The organism is Streptomyces sp. NPDC002309, from assembly GCF_053593375.1.
On record NZ_JBSFCI010000003.1, the window covers coordinates 251,345 to 272,126 of the forward strand.

The 20,782-nt window shown below is 67.6% G+C and carries 18 protein-coding genes; 9 read left to right on the top strand and 9 right to left on the bottom strand.

What is annotated here, in order from left to right:
* The first annotated feature begins 1 nt into the window (after position 1).
* Both trxB and trxA read left to right on the top strand, forming a co-directional pair.
* Positions 2 to 970, top strand: coding sequence for a thioredoxin-disulfide reductase (trxB, locus tag ACWCPM_RS04170; protein WP_450974583.1), 969 nt, complete (start codon positions 2 to 4; stop codon positions 968 to 970).
* 35 nt (positions 971 to 1,005) lie between these two features.
* Positions 1,006 to 1,338, top strand: a complete 333-nt coding sequence (gene trxA, locus ACWCPM_RS04175; protein ID WP_365449566.1) for a thioredoxin — start codon at positions 1,006 to 1,008, stop codon at positions 1,336 to 1,338.
* A gap of 145 nt (positions 1,339 to 1,483) precedes the next feature.
* Here the strand turns inward: trxA and ACWCPM_RS04180 are convergent, their stop codons facing one another.
* The 9 genes from ACWCPM_RS04180 to rpmH form a co-directional block, all read right to left on the bottom strand.
* Positions 1,484 to 2,101, bottom strand: a complete 618-nt coding sequence (locus ACWCPM_RS04180; RefSeq protein ID WP_450974584.1) for a GNAT family N-acetyltransferase — start codon at positions 2,099 to 2,101, stop codon at positions 1,484 to 1,486.
* A 334-nt stretch (positions 2,102 to 2,435) separates the two neighbouring features.
* A complete protein-coding gene (locus ACWCPM_RS04185) occupies positions 2,436 to 3,539 on the bottom strand; it encodes a ParB/RepB/Spo0J family partition protein (protein WP_450974585.1) in 1,104 nt (367 codons plus the stop codon).
* Positions 3,536 to 4,609: a ParA family protein gene (locus tag ACWCPM_RS04190; protein WP_450974652.1), complete on the bottom strand. Its 1,074-nt coding sequence runs from the start codon at positions 4,607 to 4,609 to the stop codon at positions 3,536 to 3,538. The genes ACWCPM_RS04185 and ACWCPM_RS04190 overlap by 4 nt, the downstream gene beginning before the upstream one ends.
* Before the next feature lie 324 nt (positions 4,610 to 4,933).
* Positions 4,934 to 5,650, bottom strand: coding sequence for a 16S rRNA (guanine(527)-N(7))-methyltransferase RsmG (gene rsmG, locus ACWCPM_RS04195; RefSeq protein WP_450974586.1), 717 nt, complete (start codon positions 5,648 to 5,650; stop codon positions 4,934 to 4,936).
* Positions 5,651 to 5,755: 105 nt separating this feature from the next.
* On the bottom strand, positions 5,756 to 6,268 hold the full coding sequence (locus ACWCPM_RS04200; protein WP_450974587.1) for a Jag family protein: 513 nt from the start codon (positions 6,266 to 6,268) through the stop codon (positions 5,756 to 5,758).
* Positions 6,269 to 6,283: 15 nt separating this feature from the next.
* The gene (yidC, locus tag ACWCPM_RS04205; RefSeq protein WP_450974588.1) at positions 6,284 to 7,594 is read right to left on the bottom strand and encodes a membrane protein insertase YidC; all 1,311 of its coding nucleotides are present in this window, start codon (positions 7,592 to 7,594) and stop codon (positions 6,284 to 6,286) included.
* Between the two features lie 3 nt (positions 7,595 to 7,597).
* On the bottom strand, positions 7,598 to 7,975 hold the full coding sequence (gene yidD / locus ACWCPM_RS04210) for a membrane protein insertion efficiency factor YidD (protein WP_450974589.1): 378 nt from the start codon (positions 7,973 to 7,975) through the stop codon (positions 7,598 to 7,600).
* On the bottom strand, positions 7,972 to 8,343 hold the full coding sequence (gene rnpA, locus ACWCPM_RS04215; protein WP_450974590.1) for a ribonuclease P protein component: 372 nt from the start codon (positions 8,341 to 8,343) through the stop codon (positions 7,972 to 7,974). Before rnpA ends, yidD begins: the two co-directional genes overlap by 4 nt.
* 21 nt (positions 8,344 to 8,364) lie before the next feature.
* On the bottom strand, positions 8,365 to 8,502 hold the full coding sequence (gene rpmH / locus ACWCPM_RS04220) for a 50S ribosomal protein L34 (RefSeq protein ID WP_003956500.1): 138 nt from the start codon (positions 8,500 to 8,502) through the stop codon (positions 8,365 to 8,367).
* A 375-nt stretch (positions 8,503 to 8,877) separates the two neighbouring features.
* Here rpmH and dnaA point away from each other — a divergent pair, with 375 nt between their 5' ends.
* The 7 genes from dnaA to gyrA all read left to right on the top strand — a co-directional run bounded on the left by dnaA (position 8,878) and on the right by gyrA (position 20,780).
* Positions 8,878 to 10,824 (top strand): chromosomal replication initiator protein DnaA, encoded by a 1,947-nt coding sequence (gene dnaA / locus ACWCPM_RS04225; RefSeq protein ID WP_450974591.1) that lies wholly within the window; start codon positions 8,878 to 8,880, stop codon positions 10,822 to 10,824.
* A gap of 858 nt (positions 10,825 to 11,682) precedes the next feature.
* On the top strand, positions 11,683 to 12,813 hold the full coding sequence (gene dnaN, locus ACWCPM_RS04230) for a DNA polymerase III subunit beta (protein ID WP_450974592.1): 1,131 nt from the start codon (positions 11,683 to 11,685) through the stop codon (positions 12,811 to 12,813).
* A gap of 199 nt (positions 12,814 to 13,012) precedes the next feature.
* Positions 13,013 to 13,888 carry a phosphogluconate dehydrogenase (NAD(+)-dependent, decarboxylating) gene (gnd, locus tag ACWCPM_RS04235; protein WP_450974593.1) on the top strand — a complete coding sequence of 292 codons (876 nt, stop codon included), beginning with the start codon at positions 13,013 to 13,015 and terminating at the stop codon, positions 13,886 to 13,888.
* Positions 13,889 to 13,975: 87 nt separating this feature from the next.
* A complete protein-coding gene (recF, locus tag ACWCPM_RS04240) occupies positions 13,976 to 15,097 on the top strand; it encodes a DNA replication/repair protein RecF (protein WP_450974594.1) in 1,122 nt (373 codons plus the stop codon).
* Positions 15,094 to 15,627 carry a DUF721 domain-containing protein gene (locus tag ACWCPM_RS04245; RefSeq protein ID WP_450974595.1) on the top strand — a complete coding sequence of 178 codons (534 nt, stop codon included), beginning with the start codon at positions 15,094 to 15,096 and terminating at the stop codon, positions 15,625 to 15,627. The genes recF and ACWCPM_RS04245 overlap by 4 nt, the downstream gene beginning before the upstream one ends.
* A 419-nt stretch (positions 15,628 to 16,046) precedes the next feature.
* Positions 16,047 to 18,131: a DNA topoisomerase (ATP-hydrolyzing) subunit B gene (gene gyrB, locus ACWCPM_RS04250; RefSeq protein WP_450974596.1), complete on the top strand. Its 2,085-nt coding sequence runs from the start codon at positions 16,047 to 16,049 to the stop codon at positions 18,129 to 18,131.
* A 42-nt stretch (positions 18,132 to 18,173) separates the two neighbouring features.
* A complete protein-coding gene (gyrA, locus tag ACWCPM_RS04255; protein WP_450974597.1) occupies positions 18,174 to 20,780 on the top strand; it encodes a DNA gyrase subunit A in 2,607 nt (868 codons plus the stop codon).
* Positions 20,781 to 20,782: the final 2 nt, after the last annotated feature.

Sequence of the window (20,782 nt, forward strand, 5' to 3'; positions counted from 1 at the left end):
CGTGAGCGACGTCCGTAACGTGATCATCATCGGCTCCGGGCCTGCCGGCTACACGGCTGCGCTCTACACCGCGCGCGCGTCGCTGAAGCCACTGGTGTTCGAGGGAGCCGTCACCGCCGGCGGCGCCCTGATGAACACGACGGACGTGGAGAACTTCCCGGGCTTCCAGGACGGGATCATGGGCCCGGAGCTCATGGACAATATGCGCGCCCAGGCAGAGCGTTTCGGTGCCGAACTCATTCCGGACGACGTCGTCTCCGTCGACCTGACCGGTGAGATCAAGACCGTGACCGACACCGCCGGAACGGTGCACCGGGCCAAGTCCGTGATCGTGACCACGGGCTCGCAGCACCGCAAGCTGGGCCTCCCGAACGAGGACGCGCTGTCCGGCCGCGGCGTTTCCTGGTGTGCCACCTGTGACGGCTTCTTCTTCAAGGACCAGGACATCGCCGTGATCGGCGGCGGTGACACCGCGATGGAGGAGGCCACTTTCCTCTCCCGCTTCGCGAAGTCCGTCACCATCGTCCACCGCCGGAACACCCTGCGCGCCTCCAAGGCGATGCAGGAGCGTGCCTTCGCCGACCCGAAGATCACGTTCGTCTGGGACAGCGAAATCGCCGAGATCCAGGGCGACCCGAAGCTCGCCGGACTGAAGCTGCGCAACGTGAAGACCGGTGAACTCTCGGACCTCCCGGTGACCGGGCTGTTCATCGCCATCGGCCACGACCCGCGCACCGAGCTGTTCAAGGGTCAGCTGGAGCTGGACGAGGAGGGGTACCTGAAGGTCGAGGCCCCCACCACCCGGACGAACCTGACCGGTGTCTTCGGCGCCGGTGACGTGGTGGACCACACCTACCGCCAGGCCATCACCGCGGCCGGCACGGGCTGCTCCGCCGCCCTGGACGCCGAGCGCTTCCTCGCCGCTCTCGCGGACGAGGAGAAGGCCGAAGCCGAGAAGTCCACTGTCTGATCCCCACCCACGCACCAACCAGTTAGGAGCCCGCCGTGGCCGGCACCCTGAAGAACGTGACCGACGACTCCTTCGAGCAGGACGTCCTCAAGAGCGACAAGCCCGTACTGGTGGACTTCTGGGCCGCCTGGTGCGGCCCTTGCCGCCAGATCGCGCCGTCCCTCGAGGCGATCGCCGCCGAGTACGGCGAGAAGATCGAGATCGTCAAGCTCAACATCGACGAGAACCCGGGCACGGCAGCCAAGTACGGCGTCATGTCGATCCCGACCCTGAACGTCTACCAGGGCGGAGAGGTTGCCAAGACCATCGTCGGCGCCAAGCCGAAGGCCGCGATCCTGCGCGACCTCGAGGACTTCATCGCCGAGTAGGAGGCCGCCGTCGACCGGCGGTGCATGTTTCACGTGAAACACGAATGGGCCAACCCCGTCGGGGTTGGCCCATTCGTTCTGCCCAGAACCGTGGCGCCGGACCGCGACAGTTGTAGCAGGGGATGACCTCGGTCGCTGTACCCGACTAGAGCGGTCTCAACGCCGGCTCCTTCTGGACGGCCCCGAGCAACCGGTCCAGTGCCATCTCCACGTCTTCCTTCCAGGACAATGTGGTCCGCAGCTCCAGCCGCATCCGCGGGAACGTGGGATGCGGCCGAACCGTCTTGAAACCCACCGCCAGCAGATGATCGGCCGGCAGTACGCAGGCCGGTTCCTTCCAGCGCGCGTCCCCGAACGCCTCGATCGCCTTGAAGCCCCGCCGCAGCAGATCCTTCGCGACCGTCTGGACCATCACCCTCCCGAGTCCCTGTCCCTGGTACCCCGGCACGATGAACGCGGTCATCAACTGCACCGCGTCCGGTGACACAGGACTTGTCGAGAAGGCCGTCGAACGCGGCACATACGCCGGGGGCGCGTAGAGCACAAAGCCCACCGGTACGTCGTCGACATAGACGACCCGGCCGCAGGAACCCCACTCCAACAGGACGGCCGAGATCCAGGATTCCTTCTCCAGGGCGGACCTGCCCGCCTTTACCGCGGCTTCGCCGCTGACCGGGTCGAGCTCCCAGAAGACACACGTGCGACACCGCCGGGGAAGGTCCGGAAGGTTGTCCAGCGTGAGCGGTACGAGCCGACGCCCCATGAAGGCTGTTCCTCGCTTCCCTCGCCCGCAGCGTCACGGGCGGCAGTCAGAGCACTCCGTTCCCTGAGCAGGCTGCCGACGAACCCGCCGACGGCTCCCAGGCCCAGTCCCGCGCTCAGCAGTCCGGTCCGGCTCATCGTTCGCATGGCCCCCGCCTCCCCATAGACGTACCGCAGACGTACTGCCAGGTGGATGCGCCATACCCGATCGCATCGTATCCATGAAGCGATTCCATCGATACCGCCAGAAAGCAAAGGGCGGGCCGTGTTCCGGTACACACCGGACACGGCCCGCGCGAGCAGCCACGGAGCGGGGACACGCCGCCCCGGGACTCTCAGTCTTCCGTCTCCTCGGACTCGCCGCCGTCCAGCAGGCTCCTCTGCAGGACAGGGCCCTCACCCGGGGCGAAGGAGCCGAGAATCCGCTCAAGATCCTCCATGGAGGCGAACTCCACCGTGATCTTGCCCTTCTTCTGACCGAGGTCGACCTTGACCCGCGTCTCGAAGCGATCCGAGAGGCGCGTGGCGAGATCTGTGAGCGCCGGGGAGACTCGGGCACCGGCCCGCGGCCCCTTGGAGCGCTGAGCCGTCGTGGGTCGCGATCCCATGAGGGTCACGATCTCCTCGACAGCACGCACCGAGAGGCCCTCGGCGACGATCCGGTGGGCCAGCCGGTCCTGCTCCTCCGAGTCCTCCACGGAGAGCAGCGCGCGTGCGTGTCCCGCGGACAGCACACCCGCCGCCACCCGGCGCTGAACCGCCGGGGAAAGCTTCAGCAGACGCAGTGTGTTGGACACCTGCGGACGCGACCGGCCGATGCGATCGGCCAACTGGTCGTGCGTGCAGTTGAAGTCCTTCAGCAGCTGGTCGTACGCGGCCGCCTCCTCCAGCGGGTTCAGCTGCGCTCGGTGGAGGTTCTCCAGCAGCGCGTCGAGAAGGAGCTTCTCATCGTCCGTGGCACGCACGATCGCCGGGATGGCATCGAGACCCGCCTCACGGCACGCCCGCCAACGCCGTTCGCCCATGATGAGCTCGTAGCGGGCGGGACCGAGCTGGCGCACGACGACCGGCTGGAGAAGACCGACCTCCTGAATGGAGGTGATGAGCTCCTGCAGCGCGTCCTCGTCGAAGTACTCACGGGGCTGGCGCGGGTTGGGTGTGATCGAGTCGAGCGGCAGTTCAGCGAAGTAGGCACCCATAGGAGGTGCGGGCACGTCCACTACGTCGTCCACCGAAGGATCTTCGGTTTCACGTGAAATAGGCGGCAGCGTGGCCACCTTGGCCGCGGCCACCCCACGGTCGGACGTCAGCACCGGCACCGCCGTGGGTGACGCGGATGCAGCACCCCCCACCGCGGCCTGGGCCGGCGTCCTCTCAGTCGGGGCCGCAGGGATCAAAGCCCCGAGACCACGGCCCAGTCCCCTCCGTCGCTCGCTCACTGGATGCCCTCCACCATGCTGTGGTCGCTCTGAGCGCCGATATGGGCCTGCGCCGCGTCGTAACCGACGCCGACACCCTTCAGCGCGATTTCACGTGCCGCCTCCAAATAGGAGAGGGCACCACTCGAACCTGGATCGTAGGTCAGAACCGTCTGCCCATAGCTCGGCGCCTCGGAGATACGGACCGAGCGCGGGATGCTGGTCCGCAGCACCTCGTCGCCGAAGTGGCTGCGCACCTCGTCGGCAACCTGGGAGGCGAGGCGCGTCCGGCCGTCGTACATGGTGAGCAGAATGGTCGAGACATGCAGGTCGGGGTTCAGGTGTCCCCGCACCAGGTCGACGTTCCGGAGCAACTGCCCGAGTCCCTCCAGCGCGTAGTACTCGCACTGGATCGGGATGAGGACCTCCTGGCCCGCCACAAGTGCGTTGACCGTCAGCAGGCCCAGCGAGGGCGGGCAGTCGATGAGGATGTAGTCCAGCGGCTGCTCGTACGCCTGGATCGCTCGCTCAAGACGGCTCTCACGCGCCACCAGAGACACCAACTCGATCTCCGCACCGGCGAGATCGATCGTGGCGGGGGCACAGAAGAGACCCTCGACATCGAGGACCGGCTGAACGACCTCTGAGAGCGGCCTGCTCTCCACCAGCACGTCATAGATCGATGGGACTTCGGCGTGGTGGTCGATCCCCAGAGCGGTGGACGCATTGCCCTGCGGGTCGAGGTCGATCACCAGGACGCGGCCGCCATGCAGAGCCAGCGAGGCAGCCAGGTTGACGGTCGTCGTCGTCTTGCCCACCCCGCCCTTCTGGTTGGCGACAACGATGACACGGGTCTGTTCAGGCCTTGGCAGACCTTCCCCGGCCCGCCCCAGAGCCTCCACCGCCAGTTGGGCAGCACGACCGATGGGAGTGTCGTCCATCGGGGGCGGTGTTTCACGTGAAACATCCTCCCCCGGCGACTCGGTTCGGGGACCGGGGACCGGATCGGTCATCGGTCCCGCGATGTTGGCGTCGGACCGCAAGGATTCACTCTCCTCGACTTCAGGCTCGCAATGAACAGAGCCTCCCATGTCTTCGGGGTCGCGAACCAGTGAGGCCTGTTGTTCTGTGGAGAAATCCACCTCTGTGGACAACTCCGGACCCCTTGAGGGGGATGGAGTGTCATCGAAAGCGGCCGAAGCCCCGCCGAGTGAACCCAGGGGCTTACGGTCTCGGGGTTCGGCCGCGGCCCGGCCGCGGCCGATGATGCCGTGCAACAGTGAGCGACGTTTCACGTGAAACACGATGCACAGCGGCCGTGACCGGACAGTCGCGACACTCCGGGATGCATAGGTTTGGCAGCTTGTGTGGAGTACGTCTCGTCCTCAGGACGGATCAGCGCCGTCGGCGCACCGTCAGCGGCGCCGACGTACCCGACCCGTCCGTGCGGCCTTCGCACGCTTCGCGGCGAACCGCACGCCGCCGGGACTCTCCCCGACCTCGACCCGCACCACGGTGGACAGGGGATCCACGACGCCCTCACCCACATGCAGGACGGACGTGCCCACAGCCCCGAGCTTCGTCAGCGCGGCGCCGGCAGCCTTGAGCTCCTCCTCCGCAGTGTCACCCTTGAGCGCGAGCATCTCGCCGTAGGGACGCAGCAGCGGAATGCCCCAGGTGGCCAACCGGTCCAGCGGAGCCACTGCCCGGGCGGTCACCACATGGACCGGAGGGAGCTTGCCCATCACCTCCTCGGCACGACCACGCACGACGGTGACATGGTCGAGGCCCAGCAGCTCGACGACTTCGGTGAGGAAGTTCGTCCGCCGCAGCAGGGGCTCCAGCAGCGTGATCTTCAGGTCCTCCCGGACCAGGGCCAGCGGGATGCCCGGCAAACCGGCACCGGAGCCCACATCGCACACAGTGACACCCTCGGGAACGACCTCAGAGAGCACCGCGCAGTTCAGCAGATGCCGCTCCCAGAGACGGGGTACTTCCCTGGGGCCGATGAGTCCTCGCTGCACGCCTGCCTCGGCCAGCAGCTCCGCGTACCGGACCGCGTCCGCGAAGCGATCGCCGAACACCGTACGCGCTTCCTCGGGAGCGGGGGGGAGCTCCGCTGCCTCCGTCACGGGGACCGTCCTTCCGTACCCTCCAGCGCACACGCGCTGATGAACAGGCTGACAAAGACCGGCCCCGTCTGCGCAACAGACGGGGCCGGTGAAGCATGAGACCGCTCAGGCGGGCAGCACGACGACGAAGCGCTGCGGCTCCTCGCCCTCCGACTCACTGCGCAGCCCCGCGGCCTTGACGGCGTCGTGCACGACCTTGCGCTCGAACGGCGTCATCGGCTTGAGCTTCACGGGCTCACCGCTGTTCCTGGCCTCATCGGCAGCCTTGGCGCCCAGCTCGGAGAGCTCGGAGCGCTTCTGGGCGCGGTATCCGTCGATGTCGAGCATCAGCCGGCTGCGGTCACCGGTCTCCCGGTGCACGGCCAGGCGCGTGAGCTCCTGGAGCGCCTCCAGCACCTCACCGTCTCGGCCGACCAGCTTCTGCAGGTCTCGGCCGCCCGCGTCGCTGATGATCGAAACAGCGGCGCGGTCGCTCTCGACGTCCATGTCGATGTCGCCGTCGAGATCGGCGATGTCGAGCAGGCCTTCGAGGTAGTCCGCCGCGATCTCGCCCTCCTGCTCCAGGCGGGTCAGGGTGTCTGCGCCCTCGGCAGCGGCGGACGTGGTGCCTTCCGTCACGGGATGGACTCCTTCTTACTTCTTGGAAGAGGACTTGGGCCGCTGCGGACCCTTGCGCTGGCCGGACTGGGCCCGGCTGCGGCCCCCGCTACCGGTCTTGGGCGCCGCCTTGCCGACCGCGTCCGCCGATCCGGCGTCCTGCGGCTCGTCGGACTTGCTGAGCGAGATCGTCGGCTCGGTGCTCTCGGCGCCAGACTTCTCGGCACCGCCCGCGGGCTTGGGACCGCTGCCGGCCTGGCGCTTCGCCTTGGGCTGCTGCCGCTTGGGCTGCTGACGCTTGGGAGTCCCGGCGGCGGTGGTCGGCATGCCGTCCTCGGTCACGGTGGCCACCGCGCCCTCGCTCTTCACGACGTTGCCGTCGGGCTGGGCCGCGAGACCGGCCTTGCTCAAGCCGTTGATGAACTTACGCTCGTACTCGTTGCGGTCCCGGCCCTTGGCGACGATGGCCTTGACGACGGCCCGCTCACCGCGGTTACGGGTCTTGCCGTGGTGCGTGACGTGCTTGGTCAGACGCTCCAGGTACGCGGCCTGCGCCTTGGAACCCGGAGTCGGGTTGTTGTGGATGACGTACATCTGCTGGCCCATGGTCCACACGTTGGTCGTCAGCCAGTAGACCAGGACACCGACCGGGAAGTTGATGCCGAAGACGGCGAACATGACCGGGAAGATGTACATGAGCATCTTCTGCTGCTGCATGAAGGGCGTCTTCACCGTGGTGTCGACGTTCTTCGTCATGAGCTGGCGCTGCGTGTAGAACTGCGACAGCGACATCAGGACGATCATGATCGCGGTGATGATCCGCACGTCGACGATCGACGAGCCGAGCGCCTCGACCTTGTCCGCGTTGTCCGTGAACTTGGCGGCGAGCGGGGCACCGAAGATGTGTGCCTTCTGCGCGCTCGCCAGCAGCCGCTCGTTGATCACGCCGATCGTGTCGTTCGACGCGATGCTGTTGAGCACTTGGTAGAGGGCGAAGAAGAACGGAGACTGCGCCAGGATGGGAAGGCACGAGGACAGCGGGTTGGTACCCGTGTCCTTGTACAGCTTCATCATCTCTTCGGACTGACGCTGCTTGTCGTTCTTGTAGCGCTCCTGGATCTTCTTCATCTCGGGCTGCAGCGTCTGCATGGCCCGGGTCGCCTTGATCTGCTTCACGAAGAGCGGGATCAGGCAGATACGGATCAGGATCACCAGCGACACGATGGACAGGCCCCAGGCCCAGCCCGTGTCAGGGCCGAAGAGCGCACCGTACAGCGAGTGGAACTGGACGATGACCCATGAAACGGGTGTGGTGATAAAGCTGAACAGGCTGGCAATCGTGTCCACTAATCATGCTCCTTGGGCATGGGACGAGGTCTCTGCGGCCGGGCTCGAAGGAGCATCGCTCGAAGAACTCGAATGAATGTTCTCTTCGGTGGCCGTTTCGGCGGCGGAGGGCCCGCCCTTGCGTGCGCGCCATGAGTTGCGCAGCAGCTCGTGCCACCGAGGACGCTTACGCGACGGGACATGGTCCACGCCGCCCAGCGACCACGGATTGCAACGCAGGATGCGCCAGGCCGTGAGTGCGGTGCCCTTGAGGGCACCGTGCCGGTCAATGGCCGTGTAGCCGTAGTGGGAACACGACGGGTAGTACTTGCACACCGGCCCGAGCAGCGGGCTGATGGTCCACTGGTACAGCTTGATCAGCGCCAGCAGCGGGTACTTCATCGCGCGCCCCCTCCCAGGAGCCGCTCCAGAGCGGCATCCAGGTCTCGGGCCAGCTGTGCGTGGTCGGCGTCACCCGAACCGGGCAGCGCTCGTACCACTACCAGGCTACCGGGGGGCAGCAGGCCGACTCGGTCACGCATCAGATGGCGCAGTCTGCGCTTCACTTTGTTGCGTACGACCGCACCGCCCACAGCCTTGCTCACGACGAAACCCGCACGTGTCCGGGGAGCGCTCTCCCCAGGCGCGTGCGGGTTCGTGGCACCGCTACGAAGGTGGACGACGAGGAGCGGGCGTCCGGCCCGGCGCCCTCGTCGTACCGCGGTCGCGAAGTCCTCGCGCCGCCTCAGCCGGTTCTCGGTGGGCAGCACGACGTCATGACCTGATCGGAATCAGGCGGACAGACGGGCGCGACCCTTGCTGCGGCGGGACGCGAGAATCGCGCGGCCGGCACGGGTACGCATACGCAGCCGGAAGCCGTGGGTCTTGGCGCGACGACGGTTGTTCGGCTGGAAGGTGCGCTTGCTCACTCGGGGGCTCCAGAAGAAATCGGGGTTCTGCGGGGTGCCGTCCTGGCTGTCACCGTGCGCCCACGAGTAGCTCGCGTTACGCCCGAGTGCACCGCTTTCCGATCACCTTGACGCGATCTGTGCCCATCGGAGGCAGGCGGCAGCAGCCATCGACAACTCGACCTGTTTACGGTACGCGCGGCTACGCCATTCGGTCAAACCAGGGGTCACGGGGAGACACTGTCCACAGGCTGGGGACAACAACTTGAACCCTACCCGTCGCCCTGACTACCGTGACGGAACCCCGATTCGTTCCCTTATCCCCGCCCGACCCGATTTACATCCCGACCCGTCCCACAACCACACGTTCGTGGGACCCGTGAGAGAGCGTGCCCTGTGGCTGACGTACCTGCCGATCTTGCCGCAGTGTGGCCACGCGTACTCGAGCAACTCCTCGGAGAGGGCCGTGGACAGGGCGTCGAGACCAAGGACGAACACTGGATCCGGCGCTGCCAGCCGCTCGCGCTGGTCGCCGACACCGCCCTGCTCGCCGTACCGAACGAGTTCGCCAAGAATGTCCTGGAGGGACGTCTCGCACCGATCGTGAGCGAGACGCTCAGCCGTGAGTGCGGCCGCCCGATCCGGATCGCGATCACCGTCGACGACTCCGCGGGCGAACCCCCGCAGGCCCCCCCGGCACCCCCGGCCCAGCACCAGCACCAGCACCGCTACGAGGAACCCGAGCAGCACCCGTCGTCCGGTCAGTACGAGGGGTACGGCCGGCACCGCGCCGAACCACTCCCGGGCTCACCCGGCGATCAGCTGCCCAACCCGCGCCCCGCCTATCCGTCGGAGTACCAGCGCCCCGAGCCGGGCGCCTGGCCGCGACAGCAGCAGGACGAGTACGGCTGGCAGCAGCCGCGCCTCGGCTTCCCCGAGCGCGACCCCTACGCGACGCCGTCCCGGGAGCCGTACGACTCGCAGGACTCCTACGGACCGCCCGACGCCTACGGCTCACAGGACTCGTACGGACCGCAGGACTCGTACGGGCCCCCGTCCCGCGACTCCTACGGCCCGCCCGCGCAGGACTACCGTCCGCAGGGCCGGGAGCGGACGTACGAACAGCGCTCCGAGTACGAGCCGCCACGTGGCGACTACGACCAGCGCGACGCCCGGCGGGAACTGCCGGAGCAGTCCGTCGGCGGCGGGCAGATGCACCGCGGCCCGGTCGGCTCTCCGGGACCGGCCTCCAGCGGCGCACCCGGCCCGCTGGCCGCGCAGCCCGCGCCGGCGACCGGTCCCGGAGAGCCGACCGCGCGGCTGAACCCGAAGTACCTCTTCGACACGTTCGTCATCGGCGCCTCCAACCGGTTCGCGCACGCGGCCGCCGTGGCCGTCGCAGAGGCGCCCGCGAAGGCCTACAACCCCCTGTTCATCTATGGGGAGTCGGGGCTCGGCAAGACCCACCTGCTGCACGCGATCGGACACTACGCGCGGAGCCTCTACCCGGGCACGCGCGTGCGGTACGTGAGCTCGGAGGAGTTCACCAACGAGTTCATCAACTCCATCCGCGACGGCAAGGGCGACAGCTTCCGCAAGCGGTACCGCGAGATGGACATTCTGCTCGTGGACGACATCCAGTTCCTCGCGGACAAGGAGTCGACGCAGGAGGAGTTCTTCCACACCTTCAACACGCTCCACAACGCGAACAAGCAGATCGTGCTGTCCAGCGACCGGCCGCCGAAGCAGCTGGTCACGCTGGAGGACCGGTTGCGGAACCGTTTCGAGTGGGGCCTGATCACGGACGTCCAGCCGCCGGAGCTGGAGACCCGCATCGCGATTCTGCGCAAGAAGGCGGTGCAGGAGCAGCTCAACGCCCCGCCGGAGGTACTCGAGTTCATCGCCTCGCGGATCTCACGGAACATCCGTGAGCTGGAGGGTGCGCTGATCAGGGTGACGGCGTTCGCCTCGCTCAACCGGCAGCCGGTGGACCTGGGCCTGACCGAGATCGTCCTCAAGGACCTGATCCCCGGCGGCGAGGACTCCACCCCGGAGATCACCTCGACGGCCATCATGAGCGCCACCGCCGATTACTTCGGCCTGACGGTCGAGGACCTGTGCGGCAGCTCCCGCGGGCGCCAGCTCGTCACGGCCCGGCAGATCGCCATGTACCTGTGCCGTGAGCTGACGGACCTGTCGCTGCCGAAGATCGGCGCGCTGTTCGGCGGGCGGGACCACACGACGGTGATGCACGCCGACCGCAAGATCCGCAATCTGATGGCCGAACGGCGCTCCATCTACAACCAGGTGACCGAGCTGACGAACCGCATCAAGAACGGCTGACAGCAGCCGCCAGAGGCCGCCGAGGGCGCTCCGGGGACGAGATCCCCGGGGCGCCCTTCGTCGTTGCGCGGTCATCCCGTGTTCGAATACCTGCCGGGTTACGGCCACTCTCCACAGATTCGGTGACTTTTTGCCGTCCACATGCTGGGGACTGGGAAGTTGTCCAGATCGCGTCCACAGCCGAGCCTGTCGAAAGACCATCAGACCAGGTCAACTGCTTGTGGATTGGTGGACGAAGGATCTCCACAGCTTGTGGACAGCGGCGGCGTCCACAAGCTGTGCACGGAGTTGTCCACGGGCAACCCACAGGCTGGGGTCGGTTGTCCCCAGCGATCGCCAGCTTCTCCACAGCTCTGTCCACTGTTCGGCAACCCGGCACGCCTGATCACCGGGTCGAGTGAAAGGCGTCACACAAAGATGCCAGGTTGGCCTGTGGGAAACATGGGTAAAGCTGGGGACAGCCCTGGGGAGAAGTCGCCTCGGCCTGTGCACGGGGTGTGCAGAACTTTCTTTTCTCCACAGACGGGCTCAGTTGTCCACCGCCGTCGCCCACAGGGCCCGTGGATAAAATATCCGCTCTGAGCTGCGCAAACGCGGTTATCCACGGTATCCACAGCCCCTACTACTACTCCCAACCAGAGAGAGTGAGAAAGTCGCTTCGAAGGGGGTCCTGTGCACAACTTGCCCTTCGGTGCCCGGCTGCCCCTCGTCACGACTTGACCTCGAGAGGCACCTACTGTCAGTGCGGTGCGTCAGACTGGTCCCCGGTGTCCTTCCCTCCCCAGGGCCGGCGACACCGAGACAGACGACGAAGCCAGGCAGGGCGAGAAGCGCCGGCAACGGCAGGAGGCGGCAACAGTGAAGATCCGGGTGGAACGCGACGTACTCGCGGAGGCCGTGGCCTGGGCGGCACGCAGCCTTCCGGCGCGGCCGCCGGCGCCTGTCCTCGCCGGCCTGCTGCTCAAGGCCGAGGACGGCCAGCTGAGCCTGTCCAGCTTCGACTACGAGGTCTCCGCACGCGTGTCGGTGGAAGCCGAGGTCGAGGAGGACGGCACGGTCCTCGTCTCGGGCCGTCTGCTCGCCGACATCTCCCGTGCCCTGCCCAACCGGCCGGTGGAGATCTCCACAGACGGTGTACGGGCGACGGTGGTGTGCGGCTCCTCGCGATTCACACTCCACACCCTGCCTGTGGAGGAGTACCCGGCGCTGCCGCAGATGCCGAACGCGACGGGCACGGTCCCCGGTGAGGTCTTCGCCTCCGCGGCCGCCCAGGTCGCCATCGCCGCCGGCCGGGACGACACGCTGCCGGTGCTCACCGGTGTGCGCATCGAGATCGAGGGCGACCGGGTCACGCTCGCCTCCACCGACCGCTACCGCTTCGCGGTCCGAGAGTTCCTGTGGAAGCCGGAGAACCCGGAGGCCTCCGCGGTCGCCCTGGTGCCCGCCAAGACGCTCCTGGACACCGCCAAGGCGCTGACCAGCGGCGACAGTGTCACGCTGGCGCTGTCGGGCTCGGGTGCGGGCGAGGGGCTGATCGGTTTCGAGGGTGCCGGGCGGCGTACGACGACCCGCCTGCTGGAGGGTGACCTCCCGAAGTACCGCACGCTGTTCCCCACGGAGTTCAACAGCGTCGCGGTCATCGAGACCCCGCCGTTCGTGGAGGCCGTCAAGCGCGTGGCCCTGGTCGCCGAGCGGAACACCCCGGTGCGGCTGAGCTTCGAGCAGGGCGTGCTGATCCTGGAGGCCGGCTCCAGCGACGACGCACAGGCTGTGGAAAGGGTGGACGCGCACCTGGAGGGCGACGACATCTCGATCGCCTTCAACCCGACCTTCCTGCTGGACGGCCTGAGCGCCATCGACTCCCCGGTGGCGCAGCTGTCCTTCACGACGTCCACCAAGCCCGCGCTGCTCAGTGGCAAGCCGGCGCTCGACGCCGAAGCGGACGAGGCGTACAAGTACCTGATCATGCCGGTGCGGCTCAGCGGCTGACGCCGGCCGGCCGGACAGTCCGGTGATCCACAGTCCTCGCGGTCCTGTGGATCACCGGATGCGAAGCCGCAGGTGGGGCGGTACGCGTGAGCGCGTATGCCCACAGATGTGCGCGACCGTCCGGGTCTAGGCTCGGACATGGGTACGAAAGTGCCCGACGCACTTCGCCACACCTGTCGCAACCTAAGGAACACAACTGATGGAGCTCGGTCTCATCGGCCTCGGCAAGATGGGCGGCAACATGCGCGAGCGGATCCGCCGCGCGGGCCATACCGTCGTCGGATACGACCGCAATCCGGATCTCGCCGATGTCCACAGCCTGGAAGAGCTTGTGGGCAAGCTCAGCGGGCCGCGTGTGGTGTGGGTGATGGTCCCGGCGGGTGCCGCCACCCAGTCGACCATCGACCAGCTGGCCGAACTCCTGGAGCCCGGGGACGTCGTCGTGGACGGCGGGAACTCCCGCTGGACGGACGACGAGAAGCACGCCCAGGAGCTGGCCGCCAAGGGCATCGGCTTCGTCGACTGCGGTGTCTCCGGCGGCGTCTGGGGCCTGGAGAACGGCTACGCGCTGATGTACGGCGGCGACGCGGCGAACGTCGCCAAGGTGGCGCCGGTCTTCGACGCGCTGAAGCCCGAGGGCGACTTCGGTTCCGTGCACGCCGGCAAGGTCGGCGCGGGCCACTTCGCGAAGATGGTCCACAACGGCATCGAGTACGCCATGATGCAGGCCTACGCCGAGGGCTGGGAGCTCCTCGAGAAGGTCGACTCGGTGACCGACGTCCGGGAGGTCTTCCGCTCCTGGCAGGAGGGCACCGTGATCCGCTCCTGGCTGCTGGATCTCGCGGTCGACGCTCTCGACAAGGACGAGCACCTGGACAAGCTGCGCGGTTACGCACAGGACTCCGGCGAGGGCCGCTGGACCGTGGAGGCCGCGATAGACAACGCCGTGCCGCTGCCCGCGATCACGGCCTCCCTGTTCGCGCGGTTCGCGTCGCGCCAGGAGGACTCCCCGCAGATGAAGATGATCGCGGCGCTGCGGAACCAGTTCGGCGGCCACGCGGTCGAGAAGAAGTAGCCCGGCGGACGCGAAGGACCCGAAGAACCCCACGTACGCAAGCAACAGCCAGCACCACAGCAGACCGGGGGAGGTCGGCGCACCACCATGCACGTCACGCATCTGTCGCTCGCCGACTTTCGCTCGTACGCCCGGGTCGAGGTCCCGCTCGACCCGGGCGTCACCGCCTTCGTGGGTCCCAACGGCCAGGGCAAGACGAACCTCGTCGAGGCTGTCGGCTATCTGGCCACGCTCGGCAGCCATCGCGTCTCCTCCGACGCGCCCCTGGTCCGGATGGGCGCGGAGCGGGCCGTGATCCGCGCCCAGGTCCGTCAGGGCGAACGGCGGCAGCTGGTCGAGCTGGAGTTGAACCCCGGCAAGGCGAACCGGGCGCGGATCAACAGGTCCTCGCAGGTCAGGCCGCGTGACGTGCTGGGCATCGTCAGGACCGTGCTGTTCGCCCCCGAGGACCTCGCCCTGGTCAAGGGCGATCCAGGGGAGCGGCGCCGCTTCCTGGACGAGTTGATCACCGCCCGTTCCCCCCGCATGGCCGGCGTCCGTTCCGACTACGACCGTGTCCTGAAGCAGCGCAACACCCTGCTGAAGTCGGCCGCGCTCGCCCGCCGGCACGGCGGGCGGTCCATGGATCTGTCCACTCTCGACGTCTGGGACCAGCACCTCGCGCGCGTGGGCGCCGAGCTGCTCGCCCAGCGGCTCGAACTGATCTCCGCGCTCCAGCCGCTCGCCGACAAGGCGTACGAGCAACTGGCGCCCGGTGGTGGTCCGCTCGCCCTGGAGTACAAGCCGTCGTCCCCGGGCGACGCCCACACGCGCGAGGCGCTGTTCGAACAGCTGATGGCCGCGCTCGCGGACGCGCGCAAGCAGGAGGTCGAGCGGGGCGTCACCCTGGTGGGACCCCACCGGGACGATCTGAACCTCAGGCTCGGCGAGCTGCCCGCCAAGGGCTACGCCTCCCACGGCGAGTCCTGGTCCTATGCCCTGGCGCTGCGCCTGGCCTCCTACGACCTGCTGCGCGCCGAGGGCAACGAGCCCGTGCTGATCCTCGACGACGTCTTCGCGGAGCTCGACACCCGTCGCCGCGAGCGGCTGGCCGAGCTGGTCGCGCCCGGCGAGCAGGTGCTGGTGACGGCCGCGGTCGACGACGACGTACCGCATGTGCTCGTGGGGGCGCGGTACACCGTGGCCGACGGGGCGGTGGAGCGCGCATGACGGCGGAGGGACCGGCCCCGAAGAAGGCCCCCGAACCCTCGGGTGTCGACCTCGCCAGAGTGGCGCTGCGGGCGGCGAAGGAGGCCGCACGCGCGCGTGGGGACGCCGTGCAGCAGAGGAAGCAGGCGCGTCGCGGCGGCCTGCGCTCCGGCGCGCGCGCTGACGGACGCGACCCCATGGCGCTCGGATCCGCGATCAACCGGCTGATCAGCGAGCGCGGCTGGGAGGCTCCGGCCGCGGTGGGCGGTGTGATGGGTCGCTGGCCGCAGATCGTCGGGGACGACGTGGCCAAGCACTGCGTCCCGGAGAGGTACGACGAGGAGGAGCGGGTGCTCGTCGTGCGCTGCGATTCCACGGCTTGGGCGACCAACCTGCGACTGCTCGCCCACACGCTGGTCGCCCGGCTCAACGAGGACCTCGGCCACGGCGCGGTCAAGGCGATCAAGGTCCAGGGTCCCAGTGGCCCCACGCGTCGCTATGGCCCCTTGCGTGCCCCGGGGAGTACCGGTCCCGGCGACACGTACGGCTGAGCCGCAGGCATCACAGGGTGAGCTGCGTCACATCTTGTATGTGACCTGCGCCACTGCATCCGTACCTGGCGGGCTGTGTTTTCCACAGGTGTGCACTGATCGTCGTACAACCGCACGCGGTTGCGAATCCTGACCTGACGCCGGAGTAGCGAAGGGTTGACACCTGGAAGCGCTGAGTGCCTCCGTGAGCCTCTTGGAGACCCCTTCCACATATCGGGACCCGGAAGAGGATGGTTCAGGGCGGCACATGCGGACTCAGGTACCGGCAAACCCCCATCACTGTCGGCGCTACCGGTAGACTGAGAGACAATCCCGCCCCCATCGTGGGGACCGCCCGGGAAAAGTTGAGCAACGCTGAACAAGGCTTACCAACGCAACATGCCGCAGCCGCTCCGGCAACCCGCCGACGAGCCAGGCTCGTGCTGTGCCAGAAAGGGCGCTTCGTGGCCGATTCCGGCAACCCCAACGAGAACATCCCGTCCACCGACGCCGGCGCGACCGCCGCGGCCACCGCATCGAGCGGCGAGGTCACCGCCTCGTACGACGCCAGCGCCATCACCGTCCTCGAGGGTCTGGACGCGGTCCGCAAGCGCCCCGGCATGTACATCGGCTCGACCGGTGAGCGAGGGCTGCACCACCTCGTGTACGAGGTGGTCGACAACTCCGTCGACGAGGCGCTGGCGGGGCACGCGGACACCATCGACGTCACGATCCTGCCCGACGGCGGGGTCAGGGTCGTCGACAACGGCCGCGGCATCCCGGTGGGCATCGTCCCCTCGGAGAACAAGCCGGCCCTCGAAGTGGTGCTGACCGTGCTGCACGCGGGCGGCAAGTTCGGCGGCGGCGGCTACGCGGTCTCCGGTGGTCTGCACGGCGTGGGTGTCTCCGTCGTGAACGCCCTGTCCTCCAAGGTCGCCGTCGAGGTCAGGACCGACGGCCACCGCTGGACGCAGGACTACAAGATGGGCGTCCCCACCGCCCCGCTCGACCAGCACGAGGCCACCGACGAGACCGGCACGTCCGTCACGTTCTGGGCCGACGCCGACATCTTCGAGACCACCGAGTACTCCTTCGAGACGCTGTCGCGGCGCTTCCAGGAGATGGCGTTCCTCAACAAGGGCCTGACGATCAAGCTCACCGACGAGCGTGAGTCGGCCAAGGCCACCACGGGCGCGGACGAGGCGGGCGCGGACGAGAAGCAGGAGCCCAAGACCGTCACGTACCACTACGAGGGCGGCATCGTCGACTTCGTGACGTACCTCAACTCCCGCAAGGGGGACGTGGTGCACCCGTCGGTCATCGACCTGCTGGCGGAGGACAAGGAGAAGGCCCTCTCCCTCGAAGTCGCCATGCAGTGGAACAACGGCTACACCGAGGGCGTCTACTCCTTCGCGAACATCATCCACACGCACGAGGGCGGTACCCACGAGGAGGGCTTCCGCGCCGCGCTGACCTCGCTGATCAACAAGTACGCGCGGGACAAGAAGCTGCTGCGCGAGAAGGACGACAACCTCACGGGCGACGACATCCGCGAGGGTCTGACGGCGATTATCTCGGTCAAGCTGAGCGAGCCCCAGTTCGAGGGCCAGACCAAGACCAAGCTGGGCAACACGGAGGCGAAGACCTTCGTGCAGAAGGTCGTCTACGAGCACCTCAACGACTGGCTCGACCGCAACCCGGTCGAGGCCGCGGACATCGTCCGCAAGGGCATCCAGGCGGCCACCGCGCGCGTGGCGGCCCGCAAGGCGCGTGACCTGACCCGCCGCAAGGGCCTGCTGGAGAGCGCGTCGCTGCCGGGCAAGCTGTCCGACTGCCAGTCGAACGACCCCATCAAGTGCGAGATCTTCATCGTCGAGGGTGACTCCGCCGGCGGTTCGGCCAAGTCCGGCCGCAACCCTGAGTACCAGGCGATCCTTCCGATCCGAGGCAAGATCCTCAACGTCGAGAAGGCGCGGATCGACAAGATCCTGCAGAACCAGGAGATCCAGGCGCTGATCTCCGCCTTCGGCACCGGTGTGCACGAGGACTTCGACATCGAGAAGCTCCGCTATCACAAGATCATCTTGATGGCGGACGCCGACGTCGACGGCCAGCACATCAACACCCTGCTGCTGACCTTCCTGTTCCGCTTCATGCGGCCGCTGGTCGAGGCAGGCCACGTGTTCCTGTCCCGCCCCCCGCTCTACAAGATCAAGTGGGGCCGGGAGGACATCGACTACGCGTACTCCGACCGCGAGCGCGACGCGCTGATCGAGATGGGCCGGCAGCGCGGCAAGCGCGTGCGGGAGGACTCGATCCAGCGCTTCAAGGGTCTCGGTGAGATGAACGCCGAGGAGCTTCGCATCACCACGATGGACCAGGAGCACCGCGTCCTCGGCCAGGTCACCCTCGACGACGCCGCGCAGGCGGACGAGCTGTTCTCGGTCCTGATGGGCGAGGACGTCGAGGCGCGCCGCCAGTTCATCCAGCGCAATGCCAAGGACGTCCGCTTCCTCGACATCTGAGTCGGTCTCAGCTGACCGCACCAGGAAGGATCTTCACCAGCCATGGCCGACGAGACCCCCAACACTCCTGTCACGCCCGAGGACCAGGGCCAGGTCCTGCGTGTCGAGCCCGTCGGGCTCGAGACGGAGATGCAGCGCTCGTACCTCGACTACGCGATGTCCGTCATCGTCTCCCGCGCGCTGCCGGACGTCCGGGACGGCCTCAAGCCCGTCCACCGCCGCGTCCTGTACGCCATGTACGACGGCGGCTACCGCCCGGAGCGCGGCTTCTACAAGTGCGCGCGCGTCGTGGGCGACGTCATGGGCAACTACCACCCGCACGGCGACAGCTCCATCTACGACGCCCTGGTCCGCCTCGCCCAGCCGTGGTCGATGCGCATGCCGCTCGTCGACTCCAACGGCAACTTCGGCTCGCCGGGCAACGACCCGGCGGCGGCCATGCGCTACACCGAGTGCAAGATGGCGCCGCTGTCGATGGAGATGGTCCGCGACATCGACGAGGAGACCGTCGACTTCACGGACAACTACGACGGCCGCTCCCAGGAGCCGACCGTCCTGCCGTCCCGCTTCCCGAACCTGCTGATCAACGGTTCGGCCGGGATCGCGGTCGGCATGGCGACCAACATCCCGCCGCACAACCTGCGCGAGGTCGCCTCGGGCGCCCAGTGGTACCTGGAGAACCCCGAGGCCTCGCACGAGGAGCTGCTGGACGCGCTCATCGAGCGCATCAAGGGCCCCGACTTCCCCACCGGCGCCCTGGTGGTCGGCCGCAAGGGCATCGAGGAGGCGTACCGCACGGGGCGCGGCTCCATCACGATGCGCGCCGTGGTCGAGGTCGAGGAGATCCAGGGCCGGCAGTGCCTGGTGGTCACCGAGCTGCCGTACCAGACCAACCCGGACAACCTCGCGCAGAAGATCGCCGACCTGGTGAAGGACGGCAAGATCGGCGGCATCGCGGACGTCCGGGACGAGACCAGCTCGCGCACGGGTCAGCGTCTGGTCATCGTCCTGAAGCGGGACGCGGTCGCCAAGGTCGTGCTGAACAACCTGTACAAGCACACCGACCTGCAGTCGAACTTCGGCGCCAACATGCTGGCCCTGGTCGACGGGGTGCCGCGCACGCTGTCGCTGGACGCGTTCATCCGCCACTGGGTGACGCACCAGATCGAGGTCATCGTCCGCCGTACGCGCTTCCGGCTGCGCAAGGCCGAGGAGCGGGCGCACATCCTGCGCGGCCTGCTGAAGGCCCTGGACGCCATCGACGACGTCATCGCCCTCATCCGGGCCAGCGACACCGTCGAGATCGCGCGCACGGGCCTGATGGAGCTGCTGGAGATCGACGAGATCCAGGCCAACGCCATCCTGGAGATGCAGCTGCGCCGATTGGCCGCCCTGGAGCGCCAGAAGATCGTCCAGGAGCACGACGAACTCCAGGCGAAGATCACCGAGTACAACGCGATCCTGGCCTCGCCGGTCCGCCAGCGCGGCATCGTCAGCGAGGAGCTCGCCGCGATCGTCGAGAAGTTCGGTGAGGACCGCAAGACCACGCTGGTGCCCTACGACGGCGACATGTCCATCGAGGACCTGATCGCCGAGGAGGACATCGTCGTCACCGTCTCGCGCGGCGGCTACGTCAAGCGCACCAAGACCGTCGACTACCGCGCGCAGAAGCGCGGCGGCAAGGGCGTGCGCGGCACGAAGCTGAAGGAAGACGACATCGTCGACCACTTCTTCGTCTCCACCACGCACCACTGGCTGCTGTTCTTCACCAACAAGGGCCGGGTCTACCGCGCCAAGGCGTACGAACTGCCGGACGCCGGCCGCGACGCGCGCGGGCAGCATGTCGCGAACCTGCTGGCCTTCCAGCCGGACGAGGCGATCGCCGAGATCCTCGCGATCCGCGACTACGAGGCGGCGCCGTACCTGGTCCTGGCGACCAAGGGCGGCCTGGTGAAGAAGACCTCGCTCAAGGACTACGACTCCCCGCGTTCGGGTGGCGTCATCGCGATCAATCTCCGTGAGCGTGAGGACGGATCCGACGACGAACTGATCGGGGCCGAACTCGTATCGGCCGACGACGATCTGTTGCTGATCAGCAAGAAGGCGCAGTCGATCAGGTTCACCGCTACGGACGAGTCGCTCCGCCCGATGGGAAGGGCGACATCCGGTGTGAAGGGCATGAGTTTCCGCGAGGGGGACGAACTGCTCTCGATGAATGTTGTTCGACCCGGTACGTTCGTGTTCACTGCCACAGACGGCGGGTACGCGAAGCGGACCGTCGTCGACGAGTACCGCGTCCAGGGTCGCGGCGGCCTCGGTATCAAGGCTGCCAAGATCGTCGAGGACCGTGGTTCGCTCGTCGGCGCGCTGGTGGTCGAGGAGACGGACGAGATCCTTGCCATCACGCTGTCCGGCGGTGTGATTCGTACGCGAGTCAACGAGGTCAGGGAGACGGGCCGTGACACCATGGGCGTCCAACTGATCAATCTGGGCAAGCGCGATGCCGTGGTCGGTATCGCTCGTAACGCCGAGGCGGGACGCGAGGCGGAAGAGGTCGACGGCGGTGTGGGCGTCGACGACTCCGCGGAGGGTGCCGAGGGTGCCGTTACCACCGGCACGGACGAGGGCGCGGCGCCCTCGGCCGAGTAGCA